This is a genomic window from Burkholderia sp. 22088, from assembly GCF_052045915.1.
In the GTDB taxonomy this organism is placed as follows: Bacteria; Pseudomonadota; Gammaproteobacteria; order Burkholderiales; family Burkholderiaceae; genus Burkholderia; species Burkholderia cepacia.
On sequence record NZ_JBQEPY010000014.1, the window covers coordinates 157,804 to 179,535 of the forward strand.

The following is a 21,732-nucleotide window of genomic DNA, read 5'->3' on the forward strand; positions in this document are numbered from 1 at the left end:
TCTCCATTCGTGGTTGAGAAATTGGTATCGACTACCTTACCGACTTCGAACGAAAGTCAAGTCCGCGTCGACAGAACACAACACGCTCCCTCGTAAAAATCGCAGGTGGCTTGTGAGCCAGCTGGTGTCGTTTGACCGCGTTATGTCTCGTTGCGACCGGCTATTCCCTCCCGATCGGGAGGTATTCATCGATCGGATTTAAGTTTTTAAGAAACGATTTTTGACATTTCTATTCGACCCTGGTGCACACGTGTAGTTGATGCGCCCGTCGCCACCCTCGGAGCCAAAGCCCTATCAGGCATGACTCTGCGGTCTGTCGACCGGGAACGGGGGTCTTTTTGATTAAATAAATCTCAAAAACATTTATTTATTTTTATATTGGTCACAGTAAGCCATCGTTGATATTTTGATATTCGAATCAGCATGAAGGCTGTTTGTAACCGTGTTCCCGACAGCAAGACGGGGCATGACAATTGTTGACCATCTTTCGGTTTCGGCTGTGCGAACATCCGCTGAAAATTCCGAGTGAGACCAACCATGCGCCGACTGATGCGCGAAATAGAAGCTCGGCACGTTCAACGGGGAACGGCCAAACAGAAAATTGTCTTCGGTCAACCTTCGCTGAACAGCGAAGAGCACGCCCTTTGGATCAAGGCGACCGCATGGGTCATGTCGGTCGTGATGTATCTCAGCCCCGCGATGCTTTTGGTCGACCAAACAGCACATGCTGCGCCGATCATCGATCCGCGGGCGCCGATTCCGTTTCAGCCAACGGTCACCGCGACTAGCGCGGGTGTCCCTGCTATCAATATCCCTGCGCCGAATTCCAACGGCGTGAGTCTCGGACAGTATCAGTCGTTCAATGTGGGACCTGAAGGCCTCGTGCTGAACAACAGCACGATTGCAGGGACTCCGCTGCTCGGCGGCTCGCTTGGCGCGAATCCGAATCTGAACGGCCGGCCAGCGTCGTTGATTATCAACCAGGTCACGTCGAACAATATTGCGGTCTTGAACGGGCCGCTCGAGACCTTCGGCGCTGCTGCACCGATCGTGATCGCGGCTCCGGGCGGGATATCCGCAAACGGACTGTCGCTCACGAACATCCCGAATCTCACGCTGACCACGGGCACGCCGCAGTTCATCACGGGCGTCGGTGGTGCTCCAACCGATTTCGCGCACGCCGGCGCGGTCGCGTACGACGTTCGATCAGGCAACATTTCGATCAACGGGCCGGCAGGGGTGAACGGTCCGGGAGCCGGGATCGAAGGGACCGTCGGGAATATTGACCTCATCGGGCAAACCGTCACGCTGGCGGCGCCGATCCGTGCGGATCAGCGCATCAACGTCGTGACGGGCAACCAGCTCGTCACGCCGACCACGACGGGCAATACCGGCACTGCATACGGTACCGCAGCCAACGGTCTGCCGAACAATGTCACGGCAATCCAAACTGCAAACGGTTTGGCGATCGATGCAAGCCAGTTCGGATCGGTCACCGCTGGCCAGGTCTACATCGTCCAGACAGCAGCCGGCCTTGGCGCGAACATGCAAGGCTCGTTGACCGCGACGGCAGGGAACGTGGTCGTGAATTCAAACGGCGACGTCACGGTCGGTCAAACGTTTGCCAGTCAGAACGTCAATTTGACGAGCGCGGACAACACGACGATCAGCGGTACCGGCCTCGCGAACCAAAACTATACGGTTGCGGCGAACGGCGACATCACTGCGCCGGGGGCCGTGTCGGCCGGACAAAGCGTGTCGATGACCGCCGGTCGGAACCTGACTGCTGCGTCGGTTGCCGCAAATGGCTCGGCCAATCTTACGGCCGGCGAGTCGATGGCGATCGACTCCCTGTCGGCTCACGATATTGCGCTGCAGACGACGAACGGAGGTCTGACGGTCGGCGGGCTGAGCGCGCCGGGTACGATCTCGGCGCGGGCTGGACGTGATCTGACTGTGAAAGGGGCGGTACAGGGCGGCAGCACGGTCGCGCTGGCGGGGGCGCGCAATGCGACCGTGAACGGCGCGGTCACGTCCGTCGGCGATACGAATCTCACCGCGATGACAGGGTCGGCCGCCGTGAGCGGCAATCTGCAATCGAACGGAGCGGCGACCGTGACGGCCGGTCAAGACGCGACGATTGACGGTACGACGCAGGCGCAAGGCGCAGTGTCGATCGCCGCGCAAGCTGGCTCGATCTCCGGGCAAGGCAAGGTTTCGTCGTCGCAAGGCGCGGTCACACTGAACGCCGGGCAGGCGATCGGCCTGAACGGCGCCGTGCAAAGCGGCACCACGATCGCCGCGAAGGCGGGTACGAACGCTGAATTCGGCGGGACAGTGACGGCACCGGGTGCGGTAACGATTCAATCGGGACAGAATTCGACGTTGGGTGGCGACGTCACGAGCGGCGACAAGCTGAGCGTGACGTCGGGCGGCAACACGCAAGTGAACGGCAACGCCGCGTCTGTCGGCGACATGACGCTCACCGCGAATGGCGGGACCCTGAGTACGACCGGCAATGTCGTGTCGCTCGGTGGATTGAACGCGACCGGGCAGCAGAGCGTCAATCTGGGCGGTACGGTCTATAGCGGTGGAAACGCGTCGATCGGCTCGAGCGCGGGCAGCGTCTCGGTCGCCGGGGCAGTATCGACGCCGGGCACGGTGAACATCGCCGCAGCGCAGGACGCGACCGTCGCGGGCACGGTGCAGACGGGCCAAAGCACGACGATCTCGGCGGGTCGCGATGCGAATCTGAACGGCGGTCTGTCGGTGAACAACACCGGCAATGCAACCGTTTCGGCCGGCCGCGATATCAACGGTACGGGCGCGGTCAATGTCGCGAATGACACAACGTTGAATGCAGGAAACAACGTCGGCATCAGCGGTGCGATTCGGACGGGGAACAATCTCAACGCTACGGCTGCGAATAATCTGAGCGTCGGCGCGACAACGGCGGTCGGTACGACCACGCTGACGGCGACAAACGGAAGCGCGACGCTCGCGGGTAACGCGCTGTCCGGCGGCGCGACAACCATTACCACGGGTACCGACGTTACGACGCAAGGCAGTGTAACGAGCCTCGGCGACCTGAGCGTGAACGCCAAGGGCGGCAATGTGACGGCCTCCGGACCCATCTCGACAGCCGGGAACGCGAGCCTGAATGCGGGCCAAAACCTGACGCTGAACGGCCAGACGACCGTCTCGAAGGATGGGACGCTGACGGCGGCGAACATCACGACGCAAGGCGTGTCGATCGGCGGCAATCTGACAGCCACGGCGACGAGCAATCTTGATACGTCGGCGGGCCAGCTCAACGCAGCATTCGACGCGCAAGCACCGGCCCTGTCGGTGAACGGCAACGCGACCCTGAGCGGGGCGAACGTCACGACCGCGAACGCAGTGGTCGGCGGCACCACGCAAATCACGGGTTCACAGAGCGTCACGACAGGCGGCACGGCCGCGTTCAAGGGCGACACGAGCCTGAATGGCGGCACCGTATCGAACGTCGGCACGCAGATGGCCGGAGGCAACCTGAACGTGTCGGGCTCGACGGTCACGAACTCAGGGAGCTTGTCATCGCTGAAGTCGGCGACCTTCAACGCCGCGGATCTGAGCAACGGCGGTTCGATCTACGCGCCGACGGCGAATTTCAACGTCAGCAACGCGACGACTAATACCGGCGCCTTGATGGCGACGAACGCGCTGAACCTGACGACGAGTAGTCTGAGCAACGCGGGTCTCATCTTCGCGGGCGACGTCAATAATTCGACCGCGGCGACTGGCAATACCACCGTGACGGTCACGGGCGGCAACGGATCCTTCGACAATACGAACGGCAAAATTCTGGCGCAGAACATCGCGACGCTCGCTTTGCCGAATCAAGCGCTTGATCCGTCGGCCGCCAGTTACGGGACGATCAATGGCGGCTACGGCCTGAACCTGTCCGCGCAATCGGTCAACAATTCGGGCACCTGGACTCTGCCGGGTACGACTGTAACGGTATCGGCTGCGCAGGGAATCAATAACGCCGGCACGATCAACCAGGGCGCGGGCTCGTTGACGCTGAATGGTGCCGTGGGCAACACCGGCGCCATCAACGGCAACGACCTGACGATCAACGGGTCGCTGGCGAATGCAGCCACAGGCACGGTGACCGCCAACAATGCCTTGACGCTGAACGGCTCGGGATCGAACGCGGGTACGGTTCAGGCCGCCAATACGCTCGCGATCACCGGGGCAAGCTACGACAACTCTGGCGGTACGACCCGCGCCGGAAATACAAACAGCCCTGCAGGCAGCGGCAACGCGACGATCAACCTGTCGGGGGATCTCGGGAATGCCGGCGGCACGCTGACGGCGACCAACGACCTGTCGCTGACCGCCAACAACGTCAATAACTCCGCAGCGTCCGTTGTCACGACGACCACGACCACGAAGACGGTCGACAATCCGGGCCTGCTAATGGCCACGCCGATCGGCTCTGAACTGGTCTATGCAATCTACAACGTCGGCAAGGATGGTGGGACGTTCATGCTCGGGCAGGCGAATCTGCCGGCAACACTGGGCGGGCTCCTTTCACCCGGCGGCGAGCAGCCGACCAAACAGACCGTATGGTCGCTATCCAGCGTCCGGCTGATCTATCAGGGATGGGGCGATCCGTCGTCGCCGGTCGCGAGCTCGGGTCCGATCCAGTTCGCTCTGGTGCCGACGAGTAATGCGCCCAAAGGCGCCATCTGGGTCGTCGTGCCGCCCTCGACACCGATCTCGGGCGCAACGACAGTACAGACGCTGACCTTGCCGACTGTTACCGAGACCACGACGTCGACCGGTGCAACGGTAACGCCATCGACTATCGCGGCTGGCCACGATCTCACCTTGACCGCCAATACGCTCAACAACCAAAGCGGCGTCGTCAGCGCGGGCCATGACGCCAACGTGAACGTGCAGCAACTCCAGAACGGGGGTTCGAGCTTCACCTCGACGGTCACGGATTCCGTCGATTCGGCATCGCTGAACGCATTCCTGACATCGTTGCAGGCTTTGCAGAAGACCGCACCGATTGGCGTAGCGGGCACGGCCAATCCGAGTGGCACTTACCAGTGCGAGGGTGGATATTGCGCGGTTGGTCCGCCGACGCCGCCTGCCACGTACACCATCAGCGCGCCCGGCACCGTGCAGTTGGAAACCGTCACCTCCAGCGTGACCAAACAAGGCGCCGTCGGGCAGGTCATCGCCGGCAACAACCTGAATCTGTCGGGCGGCAATCTGACCAACACCGGCACCTTGGCGGCGGGCAACGACGTCAACATTCAGGCGGCAAGCTTTACGAACCAAGGCTCTAATGTAGGATCGAAGGCCGTGACGGCGGGATGTGCGTCGGGAGTCTCGAACGCGGGTTGCAGTTCGCTGAACACGACCAACCCGAACTCGGAAACGTACAGCTATCAGCAAACCAACAGCAACGTCACCGCCGGCCACGACATCGTGATTGCCGCGAACCAGGTCGCCAATACTTACGGCAATCTGGTCGCGAGAAACGATGTCGTGATCGGCGGCGCAGGTACGACCGCAGCCAATCCGACGCAGGCTACGAGCGTGACGAACACGTCGGCCGCGATCGAGGCTGGCAACAACGTGCAGATCAATGCGGCGAGCGTGACTAACACGATCGCCGCACCGGTCGCGGTTCACCAGAACTATGGGACTGCGTCTCCGTATACGGGCTGCGGACAGAACTGCGAAGCCTATATCCAGGTGCAAGCGGCCAATCCATCGACGATCACGGCCAACAACAATCTTTCGATCTCGGCAGGGACGTTCAGCAATACGGGCAGTCTGGTAACTGCATTGAACAACGCGACGATCAATGCATCGACGAGCGCGTCGAGCGACAACCAATACCTGCACGCATTCTGGACCGGCAATCCGGGCGCGACCCGCACGTGGGGTTGTCTCGGCATGGCCGCGGACTGCCAGAATCTGTACGGCAGCGCGTTCAGTCAGGGCGATACGCAAACGGCGTCGGGACTTCCATCGAACGTCGGCATGAAGGATTTCGTGCCGGGAACGATTCAGGCGGGCAACCTGAGCGTCCACTCGCCGACGCTGACCAATACCGGTAACGTGATCGGTCAATCGATCACGCTGACGGGTTCGACGCTCGTCAACGGGATCACGAACCCGAACGTGTTTACGCCGCCGCCTGTCGTGTCGGGGCAGGTGATTTCGCTGGCTCCGCCGACGCTGCCGCCTTCGATGACGGCCGCCGTGAACCAGGCCGGACTGGTGACGAATCAGGACGGGCGGCCGACGTCGGTCACCGGCATGGCGGCTCTGCCGCCCAATACGCCGATCGGCGCACAAACGGTGGGCAAGCCGACGGCGCCGATTGTGACGGGCGTGAATACGCCGACCGCCACGACCGTCAAGACGGTGTCCGGTCAAACCGTGACGGTGTCGTACTTGACGAGCAATCCGGCCGCCCAGGTAGTCGACTCGCTCTCGTCTGCATCGCTGATTGCGAACCTGCCGGCTAACCTGCAGCCCGGCAGCGTGCCGTTCTACTACGACCCGTATACGGAGAACCAGCAGATCCAGCAGGCCGCGCTGCAAGCGACCGGCAAGAGCAGCTTCTACAGCACCCCGAGCGCGACCGACAGCACGAGCCAGGCGTCGATCAACAATCAGGACAAGGCAGCGCTGTATGGCGCGGCGCTTGAGTACGCGAAGCAGAACAATATCGCGCTCGGCACGCAACTGAGCGACGCCCAGCTCGCGCAGATCAATGCGCCGATGCTCTGGTATGTCCAGCAGGCGGTGCCGGAACCGGGGTGTCAGGCATCGGGTGGCGCCGCCTGCCCGACGGTGCAGGCATTGATGCCCGAGGTTCTGCTGCCGAAAAACTACGCGGTCGTGAACGCGGACGGCGAAATCACGGGGACGAATGTCGCACTGAACTACGCGAACAGCATCCTCAATACCGGTTCCGTGACGGCGCAAAACCTGACGGTCAACACCGGCAGTCTCACGAACGAACAGCGTTCGACGAATATCGGAGAGATCTACCAGTTCGGGGACGAAGGCGTGTTCCTGCGCACGACTGGCACTGTCGCGCAACAGGGCGGATTCATGTCGGCCGCGAACTACGACCTGAACGTGCAGAGCCTGAACCAGATCGGCGGGGCATTGCAGCAGACCAGTGCCGACGGCAGCGTGAATCAGGCGGCGACGCAGCAGATGCTGTCCAACCTGAAGGCGCAGCTTGGCGGGCAGTTCAGCCAGTCGACCGTGACCGATCACCTGAATACCGAGGCAGTCGACGGCGATTCATGGTTCGACCAGATCTTCATGACCGGCGTGATCGTTGGATTGTCGATCATGGGCGGGATGGCTGCATCCGGGGCGATTGGTGCAGCAGCAGGGGCGTCGGCCGGATCGGGTTCGGCGTTTGCGGCGGCCGGAACGACCGCGGGCTCCCTGGGCGCCGGTACGGCAAACGCGGCACTGTCGGCGGGCTTCGCCGGCATGATGAACAGCACGATGAGCCAACTGAACAGTGGCGGCTCGTTCAACCTCGGATCACTGCTCACGACGGCCGGTGCGGCGGCGCTGACGGCAGGGCTGACGAACGGCATCACGTTCAGCAATGGCGCGGCGGGGTGGTCGTGGGCGGCGTCGAACAACAGTCTTGCTGCTTTGGCTGGCGTCCAGACGGTGGGGAATACGCTGGTGCCGCAGGCGGGCGCGGCGACCGGCTCGCTTCCAACGACGATTACCGCGATCGCCGCGGAGTCGGTGCTTCAAGCGACGGTCCAGACGGCCTTGCAGGGTGGGAGCTTCCTGACGAACCTGCGCAACAGCGCAGCGACCAATGCTGCGGCGTCCATTGCCTACACGATCGGCAACCTGAATCAGGATGGCACGCTGACTGGTGCGGCGTACGTGGCCGCGCATGCCGCGCTCGGCTGCGCGGCCGGTGCTGCAACTGGTCAAGGGTGTGGTGGCGGTGCGATTGGTGGGGCTACGAGCGCAGTGTTGTCGCAGCAGGTCATCGGGATGCTCGATCCGAGCGGTGTGCCGCTGGATCAGGGCCAGATGGCAATGTTGGCGGCAATTTCGACGTGGACCGGTGGCGGGCTCGCGGGACTGTCCGGTCAGAACGCAATGGCCGGTGCGACGGCTGCGCAGAATGAGGCACTAAACAACGCTGCAGGGCACATTAAGACACCATCCAGTTTTGACACGAACGGCGGCGAGCCCGGCATGCACGTCGACGCTGGAAAAGAGACGGTCAGCATCCTTCCGCCTAACCCGGCCGAGGCCGCCGGTCCACAACCGGGCGCTGGACCAGAAGCAATCACGACCGGTAACGGTCCGATAGCTGCGGGTACAGCCGGTGGCAGAATGTCCCTTTCGGATGCACAAGCGTACGCTGCTGGCCGCGCTGCGCAGCTGCAGTCACAATTGCCCGCGGGCTCCCAAGGTCGCGTAACAATGGGTGTAGGCGTCGTGTTAGATCCGAGCGGCAACCAGGTAATTGTCGTTTCAACCAGCGAACCCAACGGATATCTTCGTCCGGGCGTTAGCCTGAAGCCTGGTGAAGTCATCATTAAGGGAACAGGCCATGCAGAAGCTGACATCACCTCTTGGGCTGCTCAGAATGGATATACGGTTCAAACCGTAGGAGCAGGTCGTCCGATATGTACAAACTGCGCCGCAGCGATCAATGGTGCAAACGCCGTTCCAGCAACACCTTTGAAGGGTCCAAAATGACTTCATGCGAAAGATTGAACTCAGTAGCGCCGGACCTTGTTGTCCTCGCCAAGACCCTGTCTTCCGTACAGCAGAAGGCAATGGCTTGTCGTGCAGCAGAGTGGGCATGCCGCTCTGCCGGTATCACAGACTCTATGAGTGGAGGCTGGTTGCGATTTCTTTCCGATCCGTCGTATCAGGCGACAACGAACGAGCTGCAAGCAATTGCCGACGACGCGTCCTATTTCGATGAAAAGTATTTTGAAATTGTCGAGCAACATGATGGATTAGATGACGCGGGAGAGGCCATGTCGTGGTTTCGCAAAGCGCGAGCGGCCTCGGCAGTCTCATACGCGCTTGGTGCATCAAGCATCGGCGGTTTTTGCGAGGCGCTCTATGAGGCCCATGCCGCGACCGACGATCTTTTAACACTTCGGAAGTTGTGCTCAGTCGAACATTGACAAGTTCGGAAATACCAATAGGCGAGTATGGAGAGCAATTATTTCGTCATCCAGCTGAACATGATCGTCTCACGGAGACTGATCGGGCAAGAGTCCAGCTATTAAAAGATACAAGAACGATTCGGGGGATCGATGCTAACTGGCATACTGCGGCGCAGTCTATTTTTAGCGTGGGCAACGGTTCCATACTGCGCCCATGCTGGCGGAATCACCGCCGACGGCGGTACCGCGACAGCTGTCCTTAACGGGGCAAATGGTCGACAGACCGTCAACATCGCACCTGCAATCGGCGGCGTTTCGAACAACACCTATTCGTCCTTCAGCATCTCGAGAGCTGGCGCGGACCTCAACAACGTCGGCATCAATGCACGCACGATCGTCAACCAAGTCACGAGCACAAACCCGTCACTGATCCAAGGCAACATCAACGTCCTTGGTCCACGCGCAAACGTCATCCTGGCGAATCCGAACGGGGTGACCGTAGACGGCGGAAGCTTCACGAACACCGGTCATGTCGTGTTGTCGACCGGTCAAGTGAGTTTCACCGACGTAACGCTTGCACCGGGCACGGTGCAGCGCAACATCGTACTGAACACGGACCGCGGCGCGGTCACGATCGGTGCCGGCGGCCTGACAGGCGACCTGATTGGCCTCGACCTTGTCGCCAAGCAACTGGCTGTGAACGGGCCGGTCACGAATACCTACGACAACAAAACTGGCGTGCCGAGTTTTATCCGTGGCACGGTTGGCAGCAGTACGACGAGTTGGAACGGCGGGATGTCGCCCACGGACAACGGACACGACTGGCGTATCGGTGCATCGTCTGCCGGCGCGACGAGCAAAGCGCTCGCCGTCGATATCACGGCCGCCGGCGGACTGACGGCCGGACGGGTTGAACTCGTCATCACCGACCAGGGCGCGGGCGTCCGAAGCCTCGGGAAGCTCTACGCGAACGCGGGCGATGCCGTGGTCACGTCGACCGGCGACGTCACGATCGCCGACAACCAGTTCTTCGGCGCGCATGACGCCTCGATTTCGACGACAGGCGCGGTTACCCTACAGGGCGCCCAACTGAACGCCGGGAACAACGCGACAGTTCATGCCAGCTCGATCTCGCTCTCGGACGATGCAGCCGGCCCGTCGACGCTCAGTGCAACCAATGCTGTCAACTTGACGAGCAGCGGTGCCATTACGAACGTCGGCAGCGTGATTCAGGCGGGTACGACGACAAACGGCACGCCTTCCGGCGGCGACCTGACGCTGATCGCTGCCGGCGATATTCGCAACGGATCGAGCGCGAACAATCAAGGCATCATTTTTTCGGCCAACGGCAAGACATCGCTGACTGCGGGCGGCAATATTATCAACGATAACGCGCGCGTCGCATCGAACGGCGGCATGAGCCTGACCGCGGCAGGCGACGTGCTGAACGTCATCGACCATTCGGGTGGCACGAATGGCGGCCAGCCGACCGCGTACACGGATCGAGGCGGCAGCTTCCTGTTCTTCACGCATTCGACGACGGGCGTGAATATCGACTACGGCACCGTCAACCGGCCCGACCAAATTGCCTACCTCGCGACGACCAGCGGGCCGTTGACGATCACCGGGCGGAACGTGACGAACTCGGGCGGTGTCATTCAAGCGACTACCGGTGATATCACCATTGCGGCACAGAATGCGTTCACGAATGCGGCCGTGTTCTCGGGGAAGGCGAACTATTCGCGCAGCTGCTGGATCTTCTGTCACGCCAACGCGTCGAGCAACGTCACGCCCTACGGCGGCACGATCCAGGCGAGCGGCGGTTCGCAATCCGGCGCGGGCGGCAGCATCTCGATCAAGAGCGGCACCGTCGCACGCAACGTCGGCGGCAATGTCTTCGCAACGGGCGACATCAAGGTAGACGCGCCCGTCACCTATGCGCAGGGCGTGACCGGTTACTCAGCGATCAATCAGGATCGTGGTTTCAAGGCGTTCTTCGGTAGCACGTGGGCGCAGCTGATCGCGATGGATATCGGTGGCGGCTTTGCCGCGAACGGACAGGTCTTTCTGACCGGAGACGGTGTGATCGACGGCGGTTCGTTCAGCGGCGGGAAGGGCGTGACGGCTGCAGGCGGTATCACTACCGTGCGTGCGCCGTCGCGAACGCCGGTTTCCATCGATCAGCATTTGGGCCTGACGACGTGGTGGTGGCGTTAAGCGAATGAACTATCGAACGAAAAATCGCCCCGGCATAGTCGTCGTCTCTTTTCTGACTATCGCGGTCGTCTTCGCCGCATCGATGAGTGGCGCGACCCGCAACGCCACGTCGGCTCACGGGTTTCTGCACGCACAACAACGATGAAAGCACCCGTCTACCCCCGATACAAGCTACCGCTGCTGGTCGCGAGCCTCGCAGCGTGGTACATGCCGGCGCATGCGCAAACGGTGCCTCCGGCGGTCCGGCCGGTGCAGGACCCCGCTCAACTGATCATCGAGCAGCAGCGCGAACAGGCGCGCCAGCGTCAGCTCGAGCAGCCGCCGCCTTCGGTGACTGTCCCACCGCCAGCCGATACGACGCTCGACGTTCCGCCCGGCACGCCGGTCGACGCGATTGTCGAAAGTGGTCCAACGTTTCGCGTCGGACAGATCTTGCTGCAATCGGCCGACGGTAAGCCGTTCGCCTCGCCCAGCGGTGTATCGCGAACGAAACTTGATTCGATCGTCGGGGAGTTTGCGAATCACGAACTCGGCTCGCATCGGATTAATGTGCTGCTGAAACGTCTCACGGATACCTTCGTTTCGGCGGGTTACGTGACGACTCGCGCACTGCTTGGCAAACAGAACCTCTCGTCCGGCACGCTCACGGTCACGATTCAAGTCGGTCACGTCTCGGCTTTTGTCGTCAACGGGCAACCGATCCATCGCCTCAAACCTGGTGAAGCTTCGGCAGGTGGCGGTTGGTTCACCGACGTCGGCTATGCGAATGCATTCCCAGTCTCGCCCGGTGACCCGCTTCGTCTGCCGGACATCGATCAAGGCGTCGCGCAGATCAACCGACTGCGCCGCAATCAGGCCGCGGTGCAAATCCTGCCGGGCCAGAACGCCGGTGACTCGATCGTCGCCATCGACAACAAGCCTGGCGACCGGCTGTATTTCAACCTCGGCGTCGACAACTACGGCAGCTCGGCAACGGGCGTGACGCGATATCGGGCCGGTGTCGAAGCGAACAATCTGCTTGGTTTGCAAGAGTCGTTTAGCGTCAACTTCCTCGACAGTCAGGACAGCAACGCGCTGGTCGGTTCTTTTGCCGTGCCGTTCGGGCGCAGTACGTTCAGCTACACGATCGCGGACTCCGAGTATCAGCAGCTGATCGGCTCGACGGCGCTGCTCTATGGCCGCACGCTCTCGCACATTTGCGGCTGGAATTATCTGGTCGGCAGGACCGTGAGCGACATCACCAGCATCGATACGACGCTCTCGTGGCGTCGCACCGATCGGACGATCAACGGAGCAGACCTCGATCCGCAGCGCGTTGCCGTGCTACGAATCGGCGGCAACTGGCTGCACAAGTTTGCGATGAACGACGCGCAAGGGAATTTCACCCTCAACGGCGGGGTGTCGCAGGGACTGCCGTGGTTTGGCGCGAATCACGATGAACACGGCATTGCGCGCGACGCGGCGCATAGCCAGTTCACCAAGCTCGATGCGACGGCGACGGTGACGTTGCCACTACCCAGGCTGAACGGGGCCGTGCTGGTGTACCGTGGCGTTTTGGGTGGCCAGTACACGAATACAGCGCTGTACGGCTCGGAGCAGCTCTATCTCGGAGGCATGGATACGATCCGCGGCTTTCGGTCGGGCGAGATCGCAGGGGACCGCGGCCTCTATGCGCGAAACGAATTCGCGTGGGTTAACGTGCCGATGTGGAAGGAAGGTCGTATCGAGCCGTATGTATTTCTCGACGCCGGCAAGACGAGCCTGATCGGTGCGTCGGGCTTTCCGACGCTCGCCGGCATCGGCGCCGGTCTGCGGGCGCAATGGCAGTGGCGCAAGCAATCGTTGTCGGGCGAGGTGCTGGTCGGTCGCGCGTTGACACAGCCGGCCGCACTTGGCAACAAGGCGACACTGGTGCTCGGCACCTTGAACTGGTTTTACTAGAGCGAGTTTGGTCGTGTCCGGTTCGCCCTGAGTTTCGGATACTTTGTGCAGCAACCGCGGTTGCTGTGCTTTTTCATACAGGCAGGAGCATCAAGTATGCAGACGACGTTCAACCGAATTCTGATCGCGACGGCGATTGCCTGGCAATTGGCGTTGCCTGTCCAGGCTCACGCACAGTCCTCGACGTTGGCGGCCGGTGTTGTCGCAACGGTGAACGGTACGCCGATCAGCCAGGCAGAAGTCGACGCGGTGTTGCAGGCGTCCCACCAGCCCGATACGCCGCAGTTTCGCCAGGCGATCAAGAATCAACTGATCGCGCGCGTGCTGATTCAGCAAGCGGCGGACAAGGCGAGCTACGGCAGCAAGCCCGAAGTGCAGGCGGCCATGCAGCTTGCGAAATCGACTGCCGAGACGCAACTTTTCGTACGCGATAACGTGAAGCCCGAGCCTGTCTCGGATGCACAGGTCAAGGCGCGTTACGACGAGATCGTCGCATCGCTCGGAAAGGAAGAGATCAAGCCGCGCATCATCGTGACGAAAGATGCGGCTACCGCTGCGACGGTGATGGCCGGCCTGAAAGCGGGTCAGTCGTTTGACGCACTGGCTCGGCAGTACAGCCAGGCGCCGACCGCTGCTGCCGGCGGTGAACTGCCGTGGGTGAGCTTCAAGACGCCGGTGACAGACGGGAATACGCAAGGGTTGCCGCTCACGGTTGCGCAGGCGATTACGCGATTGCCTGCAGGCGGTGTGACGCCACAGTCGATCGCGCTCGGCAATGACGCCAATGGCCCACGCGCGATCGTAAAGGTCGACGCGAAGCGACCGACGCAGGTCCCATCGTTTGACATAGCGAAGGCGACGATTCAGCAGCAACTTCAGGCGTTGGCGCTCGAGAAGGCGACGGCGATTTTCGTTGGTGGACTGATGAAGAATGCAACGATTCAACAGTAAGCGCCGTCCTCAGAATGTCGCAAAAACGCCCGAATCGACGACCACGTAGCAAGGCTGAGCTATTGCCTCTACCGGCGACTCATGTCCGCGCCATCTCACTCGAAAACCACCTGGCACTTGCGGCTATCCGAAGTGGAAAGGGCACTCATGAGACGTTGATTGCGTTACTCAGGGTGCTCTATCTAGGGTACTTTCTTGTCGAGCCTGACGTGTCCGACAGTGACTTGGCGCTCTTCCTTGGAGCCGAGACCGTGCTGCAAGACAGCATCGATTCTGCTGCTGACGGACGAGAGTGGCATGTGCCCACCAACCGCCTGCCAGAGATCGAGCAGTTGCTTTTAAGAATGGACGCACTCGTTGCCACCGTTCCGAAGTACCGCTACCTTCAAGCATGGGACAGGCTCGGTCGTTTTGCCACGTCCGCCAACTGCTCTCCTTTACCGGGGAGTCGACTAAATGGCGGCCGGTAGCAACCGAAAGCAGTCGTGCGTCAAAGTCAGCAAAACTCCCGTGACGTCGTCGGCAGTGCACCGAGCAAGTCGCTGCGGTCGACGAGCTTGCTAGCGATCAGGTGTCGCACTTTACCTTCGGCTTGCCACACGCCGTAGACCGCGAGCAACGCAGCGCCGAGCGCTTCCTTCCGAAACTTCTCCAACAGACCGGGCCAGAGGATCACGTTCACCGTGCCTGTCTCGTCCTCGAGCGTCATGAACAGCACGCCGTTCGCCGTGCCCGGCCGTTGCCGAACCGTGACCAGGCCGCACGCGCGCGCGAGCTGGCCGCTGCGCAACGTCGCCAGCTGCTCGGCCGACTGCAGGTGATCCAACGCGAGGCGATCGCGCAGCAGCGCCAGTGGATGCCGGCCGAGCGTGAAGCCCATCGCGCGATAGTCCGTCACGATCTCGTGGCCCTCCGACGCTTGAGGCAACGCCGGCACCGCGTCGTCGCGTTCGGTGCCGCGCAGCAGGTCGCGATCAGGCACGGCAGCGGCCGCGAGCCAAAGCGCCGCGCGTCGGGTGCCGCCGGCGAACGATTGAAGTGCGTTTGCGCGCGCGAGCACCTGCAGGTCGTGGCGATCCAGCTGCGCGCGGCGCGCGAGGTCCGCGACGTCGACGAATGGCCGCGCTGCGCGTGCGAGCTCGATGCGGCCGGCGACGTCCTCGCGCATGCCGCGCAACAGCGAGAAGCCGAGGCGCACGGGTGCCGACGTCGTCGGCCCTTCGATCGTTGAATCCCATGTGCTCACGTTGACGTCGACAGGCAGCACCTCAACGCCGCGGCGTCGCGCGTCCTGCAGCAGCTGCGAGGGCGTGTAGAAGCCCATCGGCTGGCTGTTGAGCAGGGCGGCCAGGAACACAGCAGGTTCGTGTCGACGCAGCCAGGCGCTCGAGTAGACGAGCAGCGCGAAGCTGGCCGCGTGGCTCTCCGGGAAGCCGTATTCGCCGAAGCCTTTGATCTGCGCGAAGATCGACTCGGCGAACTCGCGATCGTAGCCGCGCTCCAGCATGCCGCTCACGAGACGTTCGTGGTACGGCTCGAGCCCACCCTTGCGCTTCCATGCCGCCATCGCGCGGCGCAACTGGTCGGCTTCGCCGGCGGAGAAGCCGGCCGCCAGCATCGCGACCTGCATCACCTGCTCCTGGAAGATCGGCACGCCGAGCGTGCGCGCCAGTGCCTTCTCCATGCCTTCTGACGGAAATGTGACGGGCTCCAGTCCTTGGCGCCGGCGGAGAAACGGATGCACCATCCCGCCTTGCACCGGGCCCGGCCGCACGATCGCGACTTCGATCACCAGATCGTAGAAGCACTGCGGCCGCAGGCGCGGCAGCATCGACATCTGCGCGCGCGATTCCACCTGGAACACGCCCATGCTGTCACCGTCGCACAACATGTCGTAGGTCGCCTTGTCCTCGGCCGGGATGTCCTGCAGTTCGAATGTCTCGCCGCGTTTCTCCGAGATCATGTCGAGCGCGCGGCGCACCATCGACAGCATGCCGAGCGCCAGGACGTCGATCTTCAAGATCCCGAGCGCTTCCAGGTCATCCTTATCAAATTGGACTATCGACCTATTCTCCATCGCCGCATTCTCGACCGGCACGAGTCGCGTGAGCTTGCCGCGGCTGATCACGAAGCCGCCTGAGTGCTGCGACAGGTGCCGTGGGTAGCCGAGCAGCTGCGCGGCAAATCCGGCCCACTGCTGGTTCAGCGGCGCTTCGGGATCGAGGCCGGCCTCGGCAAACCGCTGCAGCAGATCGGCGCGCGAGTCGAACCAGTGATGCTGCTTTGCCACGCGCTCGACGATCGCCGGATCCACGCCGAGCGCCTTGCCGGCTTCCCGTAACGCGCTGCGCGGCCGGTACGTCGTGACGGCGGCCGTCAGCGCTGCGCGATCGCGGCCGTACTTGCGGTAGATGTACTGCATGACCTCTTCGCGGCGCTGATGCTCGAAATCGACGTCGATGTCCGGCGGCTCGTTGCGCTCCTTGCTGATGAACCGTTCGAACAGCATCGATTGCCGCGACGGGTCGACCTCGGTCACGCCGAGGCAGTAGCAAACGGACGAGTTCGCGGCCGAGCCACGTCCCTGGCACACGATGCCTTGCTCGCGCGCGAACTGCACGATGTCGTAGACGGTCAGGAAATACGCCTCGTATTTCAGGTCGGCGATCAGCTGCAGCTCGTGCTCGATCTGCGCCTGGACGTCGACCGGGATGCCATCCGGGAAACGCCGTCGCGCGCCGATGTAGGTTTGCTCGCGCAGGTACGTCGCCGGGTCGGTGCCGGCGGGTACCAGTTCGTCGGGATACTCGTATTTGAGGTCGTCGAGCGAGAACGTGCAGCGCCGTGCGACGCGTACGGTTTCCTCGAGCGCGCCGGCGGGATAGAGGTTGGCGAGCCGCAGACGCGATCGCAGGTGACGCTCCGCGTTCGGCGCGAGCTCGTACCCGCACTCCGTTACCGGTCGGCCGACGCGAATTCCCGTCAGCACGTCCTGCAGCGGCTTGCGCGACCGAACGTGCATCAGCGGCCAGCTGGTGGCCACCACCGGCACGCCGTGGCGCGCGGCGACGCGCTCCACCACGCCGCGATGGATGTCGTCCATCGCGCGTGCGTGCAACGTCAGCGCGACCCATGCGCGATCGCCGAACACGCGCGCGAACCATTCGACCTGCGCGTCGAAGCGCTGCTCGTTGGCCGGGAAGTCGGGCGACAGGATCGCGATGCAGTCGGGCAGGCTCCGGAGGTGGCTGTACGGAGTTTCCGGGTGCTCGAGATCGAGCGGCGCTAGGCGGTACGTGCCTTTCTTGCTGCGCATGCGACCGAGCGAAATGAATTCGCAGAGGTTGCCGTAACCATCGCGATTCATCGCCAGCGCGGTGAAGGCGAGCGCGGGCGAGCCGTCGGCGGCCGTCAGCCGGAAGTGCGAGCCGATGATCAGCGGCATGTTCGCCGCCTTCGCTTCGACGTGCGCACGCACGACGCCGGCGAGCGAGCATTCGTCGGTGATCGCGATCGCGCTGTAGCCGAGCTGCGCCGCGCGTGCCACGTATTCCTCCGCGCGCGACGCGCCGTGCAGGAACGAGAAATCGGAGGCGACCTGAAGTTCCGCGTATGCGGGCAGGGCGCCGAAACTGCCGGCGTCCATGACGATCAGCCGAAGAGGCCGTGCAGGAAAAAGCGGGATTCGCTTTCGTCACTGGCCGTCGGCCGCTCCTTGTAGATCCAGTAGCAGACTCCGTGGTCGTCCTCGGCAACGAAGTAGTCGCGCGTCACGGTCTGCCCGTCCTGCCATCCGCCTTCGATGCGCTCGCCGGGCGACACCATGCGCAGCGGCGTGCCGTAGAACGGGCGATGCTGGCGCGTGAGCAGCGGCACCGGCTTGGCAAGCAGCCACGCCGGGCGTGGCAGATCCGCCGGCAGCGGCGCCGGCTTCGGCGCGTCGCGCATCGGCACCCATCGGGCGGCCGGCTCCGGACGGTAGTCAGCCATGGGAGCCGGGACGAGCACGTTCTCGGCGCCGAGCCGCGCGGTCAGCAGTTCGAGCAGCCGCGCGTGATCCTGCGGCTTGCCGCCGGGTTCCGGGAACAGCGAGTCGCTCGGCGCGGCCGCTTCCTGCACGCGACGGGCGACCAGGCGCACCGCAATCACGGGCCCGACGAGCTCGACGTGGCCGAGCCGCTCCTTGACCAGTCGCGTCAGGTGTTCCTCGAAGCGGGTAGGGGCGCCCAACGAAATTTCGATCTCGGTCGGGGCGATCGCGTCCCGCCCGCGCTCGTGCTCGAGCAGCAGTGCGAACGCGGCGACGTCCAGCTGCTTCGCGGTGAGCCAGCCGGTCAGCTGCAGGATCAGCCGGCGCGCGACGAACAGCAGCGCCTCGGCGTGCTCGACGCGATCCATCAGTTCAACGCGCGTGTTGAAAGACGGCGGCATTTCGAGCCAGTCGTAGGCGGCCGGCGCGGCGCCGGCGACCTGGTCGAGCCAGTCGAGCAGCTGCGTGCCGCAGCGCTTTTTCAGCCCGGCGCGCGGCAAGCGCTGCAGATCGGCCAGCGTTTCGCAGCCGAGATCCTCAAACCAGTTCGCGTAGCGCCGGGCGTCCGGCGCCACGACGAGCGGCACGCGCGCGAGCGCGCGGCGCAGCGATCGCGCAGACAGCGCGAGGCCGCCGCGCAGGCCGCGGGCGACCATCCACGCGGCCGGGCCCGACGACGCGACGGATATCGCCGCCGTGACGCCGAACGACGCGACAACGTCGCGCACGCGCTGGCGCAGCGCGCGGATGCCGTGGAACAGGCGCAGGCTCGCCGTCACGTCGAGCAACACCACGGCTTCGTCGGCGTCGACGACGCTTGGCGTGAACTGCAAAAGCGAATATGCAACGCCAAGCACGAGCTCGCGCTCACGCGCGGCGTCGCGCTCGCGTATCTGCGCGTCCGGCGCGAGGGATAGCACGCCACCGCGGCGCATGCCGGCGACCACGCCGAGCGCGCGTGCGGCGCGATCGAGCGCCACGACGCGGCCGCCCTCGAGCACGACGAGCCCGCGCGCATCGTCAGGCGACGGCGCCGGCGATCGCGGCCGGAACACTTCTATGTTGACGTGGGGCAGCAGCACGCCGATCCAGACTTGCATGGCGGTTCAACAAAATCGGCGAGGGGGACAGGGGAACGAACAGCGGCGTGTCGCGTGCCGGCCCGCGGCGCTTCACGAACGTGACGTCGATGCCGTCGCGCTTGGGCGCCAGCGCGAGCCGCAAGGGTGCCGGCGACGCATCGCGCGCGGCGGCCGCAGACCGGAAGAGGTAGAACAGCGCCTGGCCGCTCTGCGCGGCCAGATTGAGCCGCCGCAATGCGTCAGCACGGACGTGCGACTGCCAGAGCAGCACGGCAGCGCACGTGCCGGCACGCAGCGCCTGTTCGGCTGCCCACAGCGCGTCGGCCGTGCGCGGCGCCGGCAGCGTTACGAAGCCGGCCGGATCGATACCCCAATACGCGAGCGCCAACGGTTGCAGCGCGTGTGGCGGCTGGATCAGCATGACCGGCTTGCCGGCCGCACGCGTGAGCACCGGCGCCAGCAGCCGAAGCTCGCCGATACCAGGCTGCGTTGCGAGCAGCTCGATCAGCGCGCCGGCCGGCCAGCCGCCGCCGGGCAGTTCGGGCGTCAAGTCCGGATGGCCCGTGTCGACGCCGCGCACGCTTGAGCGCGCCAGTTGGCTGGCGCGCCATAAACTGGGATGGATTGCTTCTGGATGGGCGAGGGCGGGATGCATGGGGTCGGTTACGCAAAACACTGTATGTTTGTACAGTATATGACAGAGATAACCGGCCCACCAACCCCCGCGTTTACGCTGCGAGTTGGTGCTCGTAGTACGGCCGCTCGCGGTCGGCGAGGATCTCGCGCAGTTGCGCGCGCCGGCTTGGATCCGGCGCGAGCCAGGCGTCGACGTTCGAGGATTTAATGGGGACAATACACCTGTCGTGTCCGGCAGCCGCCACTTCCGGGGGTGGGTCGTCGGTGATCGCCGCGAAGGACCATAAATCGTCGGCGCCAGGGATCTCGGTGCGGGTCCACAGGCAGGCGACCTGCATGTGTTGCGGAGGCGTTGGGTCGAAGCGAAGCACGACATTCTGGCCGTCGCGCTTCACGTTTTCGAAAAAAGCGTCGACGAGCAAGAGGCCATGCGTGAAGCCAAACACCTTCCGCCAGGCGGTACTGAGCGAATCGGTCCTGGCGTTATACGAACCGTCCTTGGCACGCTCGTCCGTTTCGGTCCAACCGGGAATGCGGCATCGATACCGCATCGGTACGATCAGGCGCTTGCCGTCGAGCTCGATCAGCACGGGCGCATACCAACCGGGGAAGATCCGCGAATCGCGCTCCTGTAGGTCCTGCCGGCGAAGATCGTCGAGCCCGCGCGTTGCCGCATCGATCTTGTTCGTGGCGATTCGGACGTCCTCGCTGGCCTTCTTCGTGATCTTCACGGCGAGCTTTTTCTCGGCCGCGACGAGCCGCGCTCGCTGCTCGAACAGAGCGGTCTCCAGCTTTCGTGTCCACCGGCTCCGATACGCGGCGATCGCGGCCGAGATTTCGTCGTCGACACCAGCGAACGCGGCGTCGACCGCTTTCGGGATCTTGATGTCGCTCCCGGCCGCACGCGCGAAGAAGATGCGCCTGAACGTCTCGATGTCCATGTCGGCGCCATAGCGCCGCACATACTCCCGGTAGTTGGCTTGGATCTTTGCGGAATAGCACATTGCCGTGCCCCATAAGCAACCGTTCAGGGACAGGGTACCGCAAGCTTTGAGCATGGACCTACCACTGTCGCTACGGTCGGCCGACCGCCGAACGTTCTCCCGGCACGATCGACGCGGGGATGAGTCGTCAGGCATCCTCTCCCGGCCACCACGGTTTTGCAGCACGCTCGATCAGATAGTCATCGAGATTCTTGCCTTCCAGCCATTTCGGTCGCGGCCCGAATCCAGACCATTGCTTACCCGACGAGGGATCGTAGTACTTCGCTTGCGCCCGTGGTTTGCGGGATTTCCGGAAACCTGCCGCGCGCAGAAGTTCATCTTCGGTGATACCGTAGAGCGCCACGCGCTCCTGGATATCTGCCAAATACGCCTGCTTCTCGTCCTTCTTCAGATCCGCGAGCCGAATGTTCAATTCACGGAGTTGGGCCTGTAGGTCTTGTAGTTCATTGATCACGATCATCGCCGGGTTATTGCAACACGGCGGAATGGTAACGGATGATCGGTTCGTTGCCCGATTTTTCCCACCGGTCTCTCAAGCTTGAATCACAACTGCCGATATAGGATCTGATGTGTACAACAGCTCCGTGGTCCCGCCCGGGCCCCGGCTACTACTACAAGCTGCCAGCCTGTCGCAACCCTCGAAAGAGGGCCTATTTCATGCAGCTTTTGGAAAAACG

Annotated in this window: 11 protein-coding genes; 6 read left to right on the plus strand and 5 right to left on the minus strand. The window is 63.1% G+C overall.

The features are described 5' to 3' along the window. Positions 1 to 537: 537 nt before the first annotated feature. The 6 genes from ACTJLD_RS26025 (at position 538) to ACTJLD_RS26050 (ending at position 14,773) form a co-directional block, all read left to right on the plus strand. Positions 538 to 8,772, plus strand: coding sequence for a beta strand repeat-containing protein (locus ACTJLD_RS26025; protein WP_151062589.1), 8,235 nt, complete (start codon positions 538 to 540; stop codon positions 8,770 to 8,772). Then, a complete protein-coding gene (locus tag ACTJLD_RS26030) occupies positions 8,700 to 9,212 on the plus strand; it encodes a replication initiation protein (protein ID WP_151062588.1) in 513 nt (170 codons plus the stop codon). Before ACTJLD_RS26025 ends, ACTJLD_RS26030 begins: the two co-directional genes overlap by 73 nt. A 132-nt stretch (positions 9,213 to 9,344) precedes the next feature. Continuing rightward, the gene (locus tag ACTJLD_RS26035) at positions 9,345 to 11,411 is read left to right on the plus strand and encodes a two-partner secretion domain-containing protein (RefSeq protein WP_151062587.1); all 2,067 of its coding nucleotides are present in this window, start codon (positions 9,345 to 9,347) and stop codon (positions 11,409 to 11,411) included. A 207-nt stretch (positions 11,412 to 11,618) separates the two neighbouring features. Further along, on the plus strand, positions 11,619 to 13,352 hold the full coding sequence (locus tag ACTJLD_RS26040) for a ShlB/FhaC/HecB family hemolysin secretion/activation protein (RefSeq protein WP_151062710.1): 1,734 nt from the start codon (positions 11,619 to 11,621) through the stop codon (positions 13,350 to 13,352). Between the two features lie 96 nt (positions 13,353 to 13,448). Further along, complete coding sequence (locus ACTJLD_RS26045) at positions 13,449 to 14,303, plus strand: peptidylprolyl isomerase (protein WP_151062586.1); 855 nt, start codon at positions 13,449 to 13,451, stop codon at positions 14,301 to 14,303. Positions 14,304 to 14,512: 209 nt separating this feature from the next. Next, entirely contained in the window at positions 14,513 to 14,773 is a 261-nt protein-coding gene (locus tag ACTJLD_RS26050) for a hypothetical protein (RefSeq protein WP_233629096.1), read from the plus strand. Between the two features lie 26 nt (positions 14,774 to 14,799). On the opposite strand, the gene ACTJLD_RS26055 is transcribed toward ACTJLD_RS26050, so the two are convergent. The 5 genes from ACTJLD_RS26055 to ACTJLD_RS26075 form a co-directional block, all read right to left on the minus strand. Then, positions 14,800 to 17,949: an error-prone DNA polymerase gene (locus ACTJLD_RS26055; RefSeq protein WP_151062585.1), complete on the minus strand. Its 3,150-nt coding sequence runs from the start codon at positions 17,947 to 17,949 to the stop codon at positions 14,800 to 14,802. 5 nt (positions 17,950 to 17,954) lie between these two features. Beyond that, positions 17,955 to 19,433, minus strand: a complete 1,479-nt coding sequence (locus ACTJLD_RS26060) for a Y-family DNA polymerase (RefSeq protein ID WP_170297401.1) — start codon at positions 19,431 to 19,433, stop codon at positions 17,955 to 17,957. Beyond that, a complete protein-coding gene (imuA, locus tag ACTJLD_RS26065) occupies positions 19,354 to 20,070 on the minus strand; it encodes a translesion DNA synthesis-associated protein ImuA (RefSeq protein WP_151062584.1) in 717 nt (238 codons plus the stop codon). The genes ACTJLD_RS26060 and imuA overlap by 80 nt, the downstream gene beginning before the upstream one ends. A 73-nt stretch (positions 20,071 to 20,143) precedes the next feature. Further along, entirely contained in the window at positions 20,144 to 21,055 is a 912-nt protein-coding gene (locus ACTJLD_RS26070) for an SOS response-associated peptidase family protein (RefSeq protein WP_151062583.1), read from the minus strand. Between the two features lie 127 nt (positions 21,056 to 21,182). Further along, positions 21,183 to 21,509: an H-NS histone family protein gene (locus ACTJLD_RS26075; RefSeq protein WP_062911871.1), complete on the minus strand. Its 327-nt coding sequence runs from the start codon at positions 21,507 to 21,509 to the stop codon at positions 21,183 to 21,185. Positions 21,510 to 21,732: the final 223 nt, after the last annotated feature.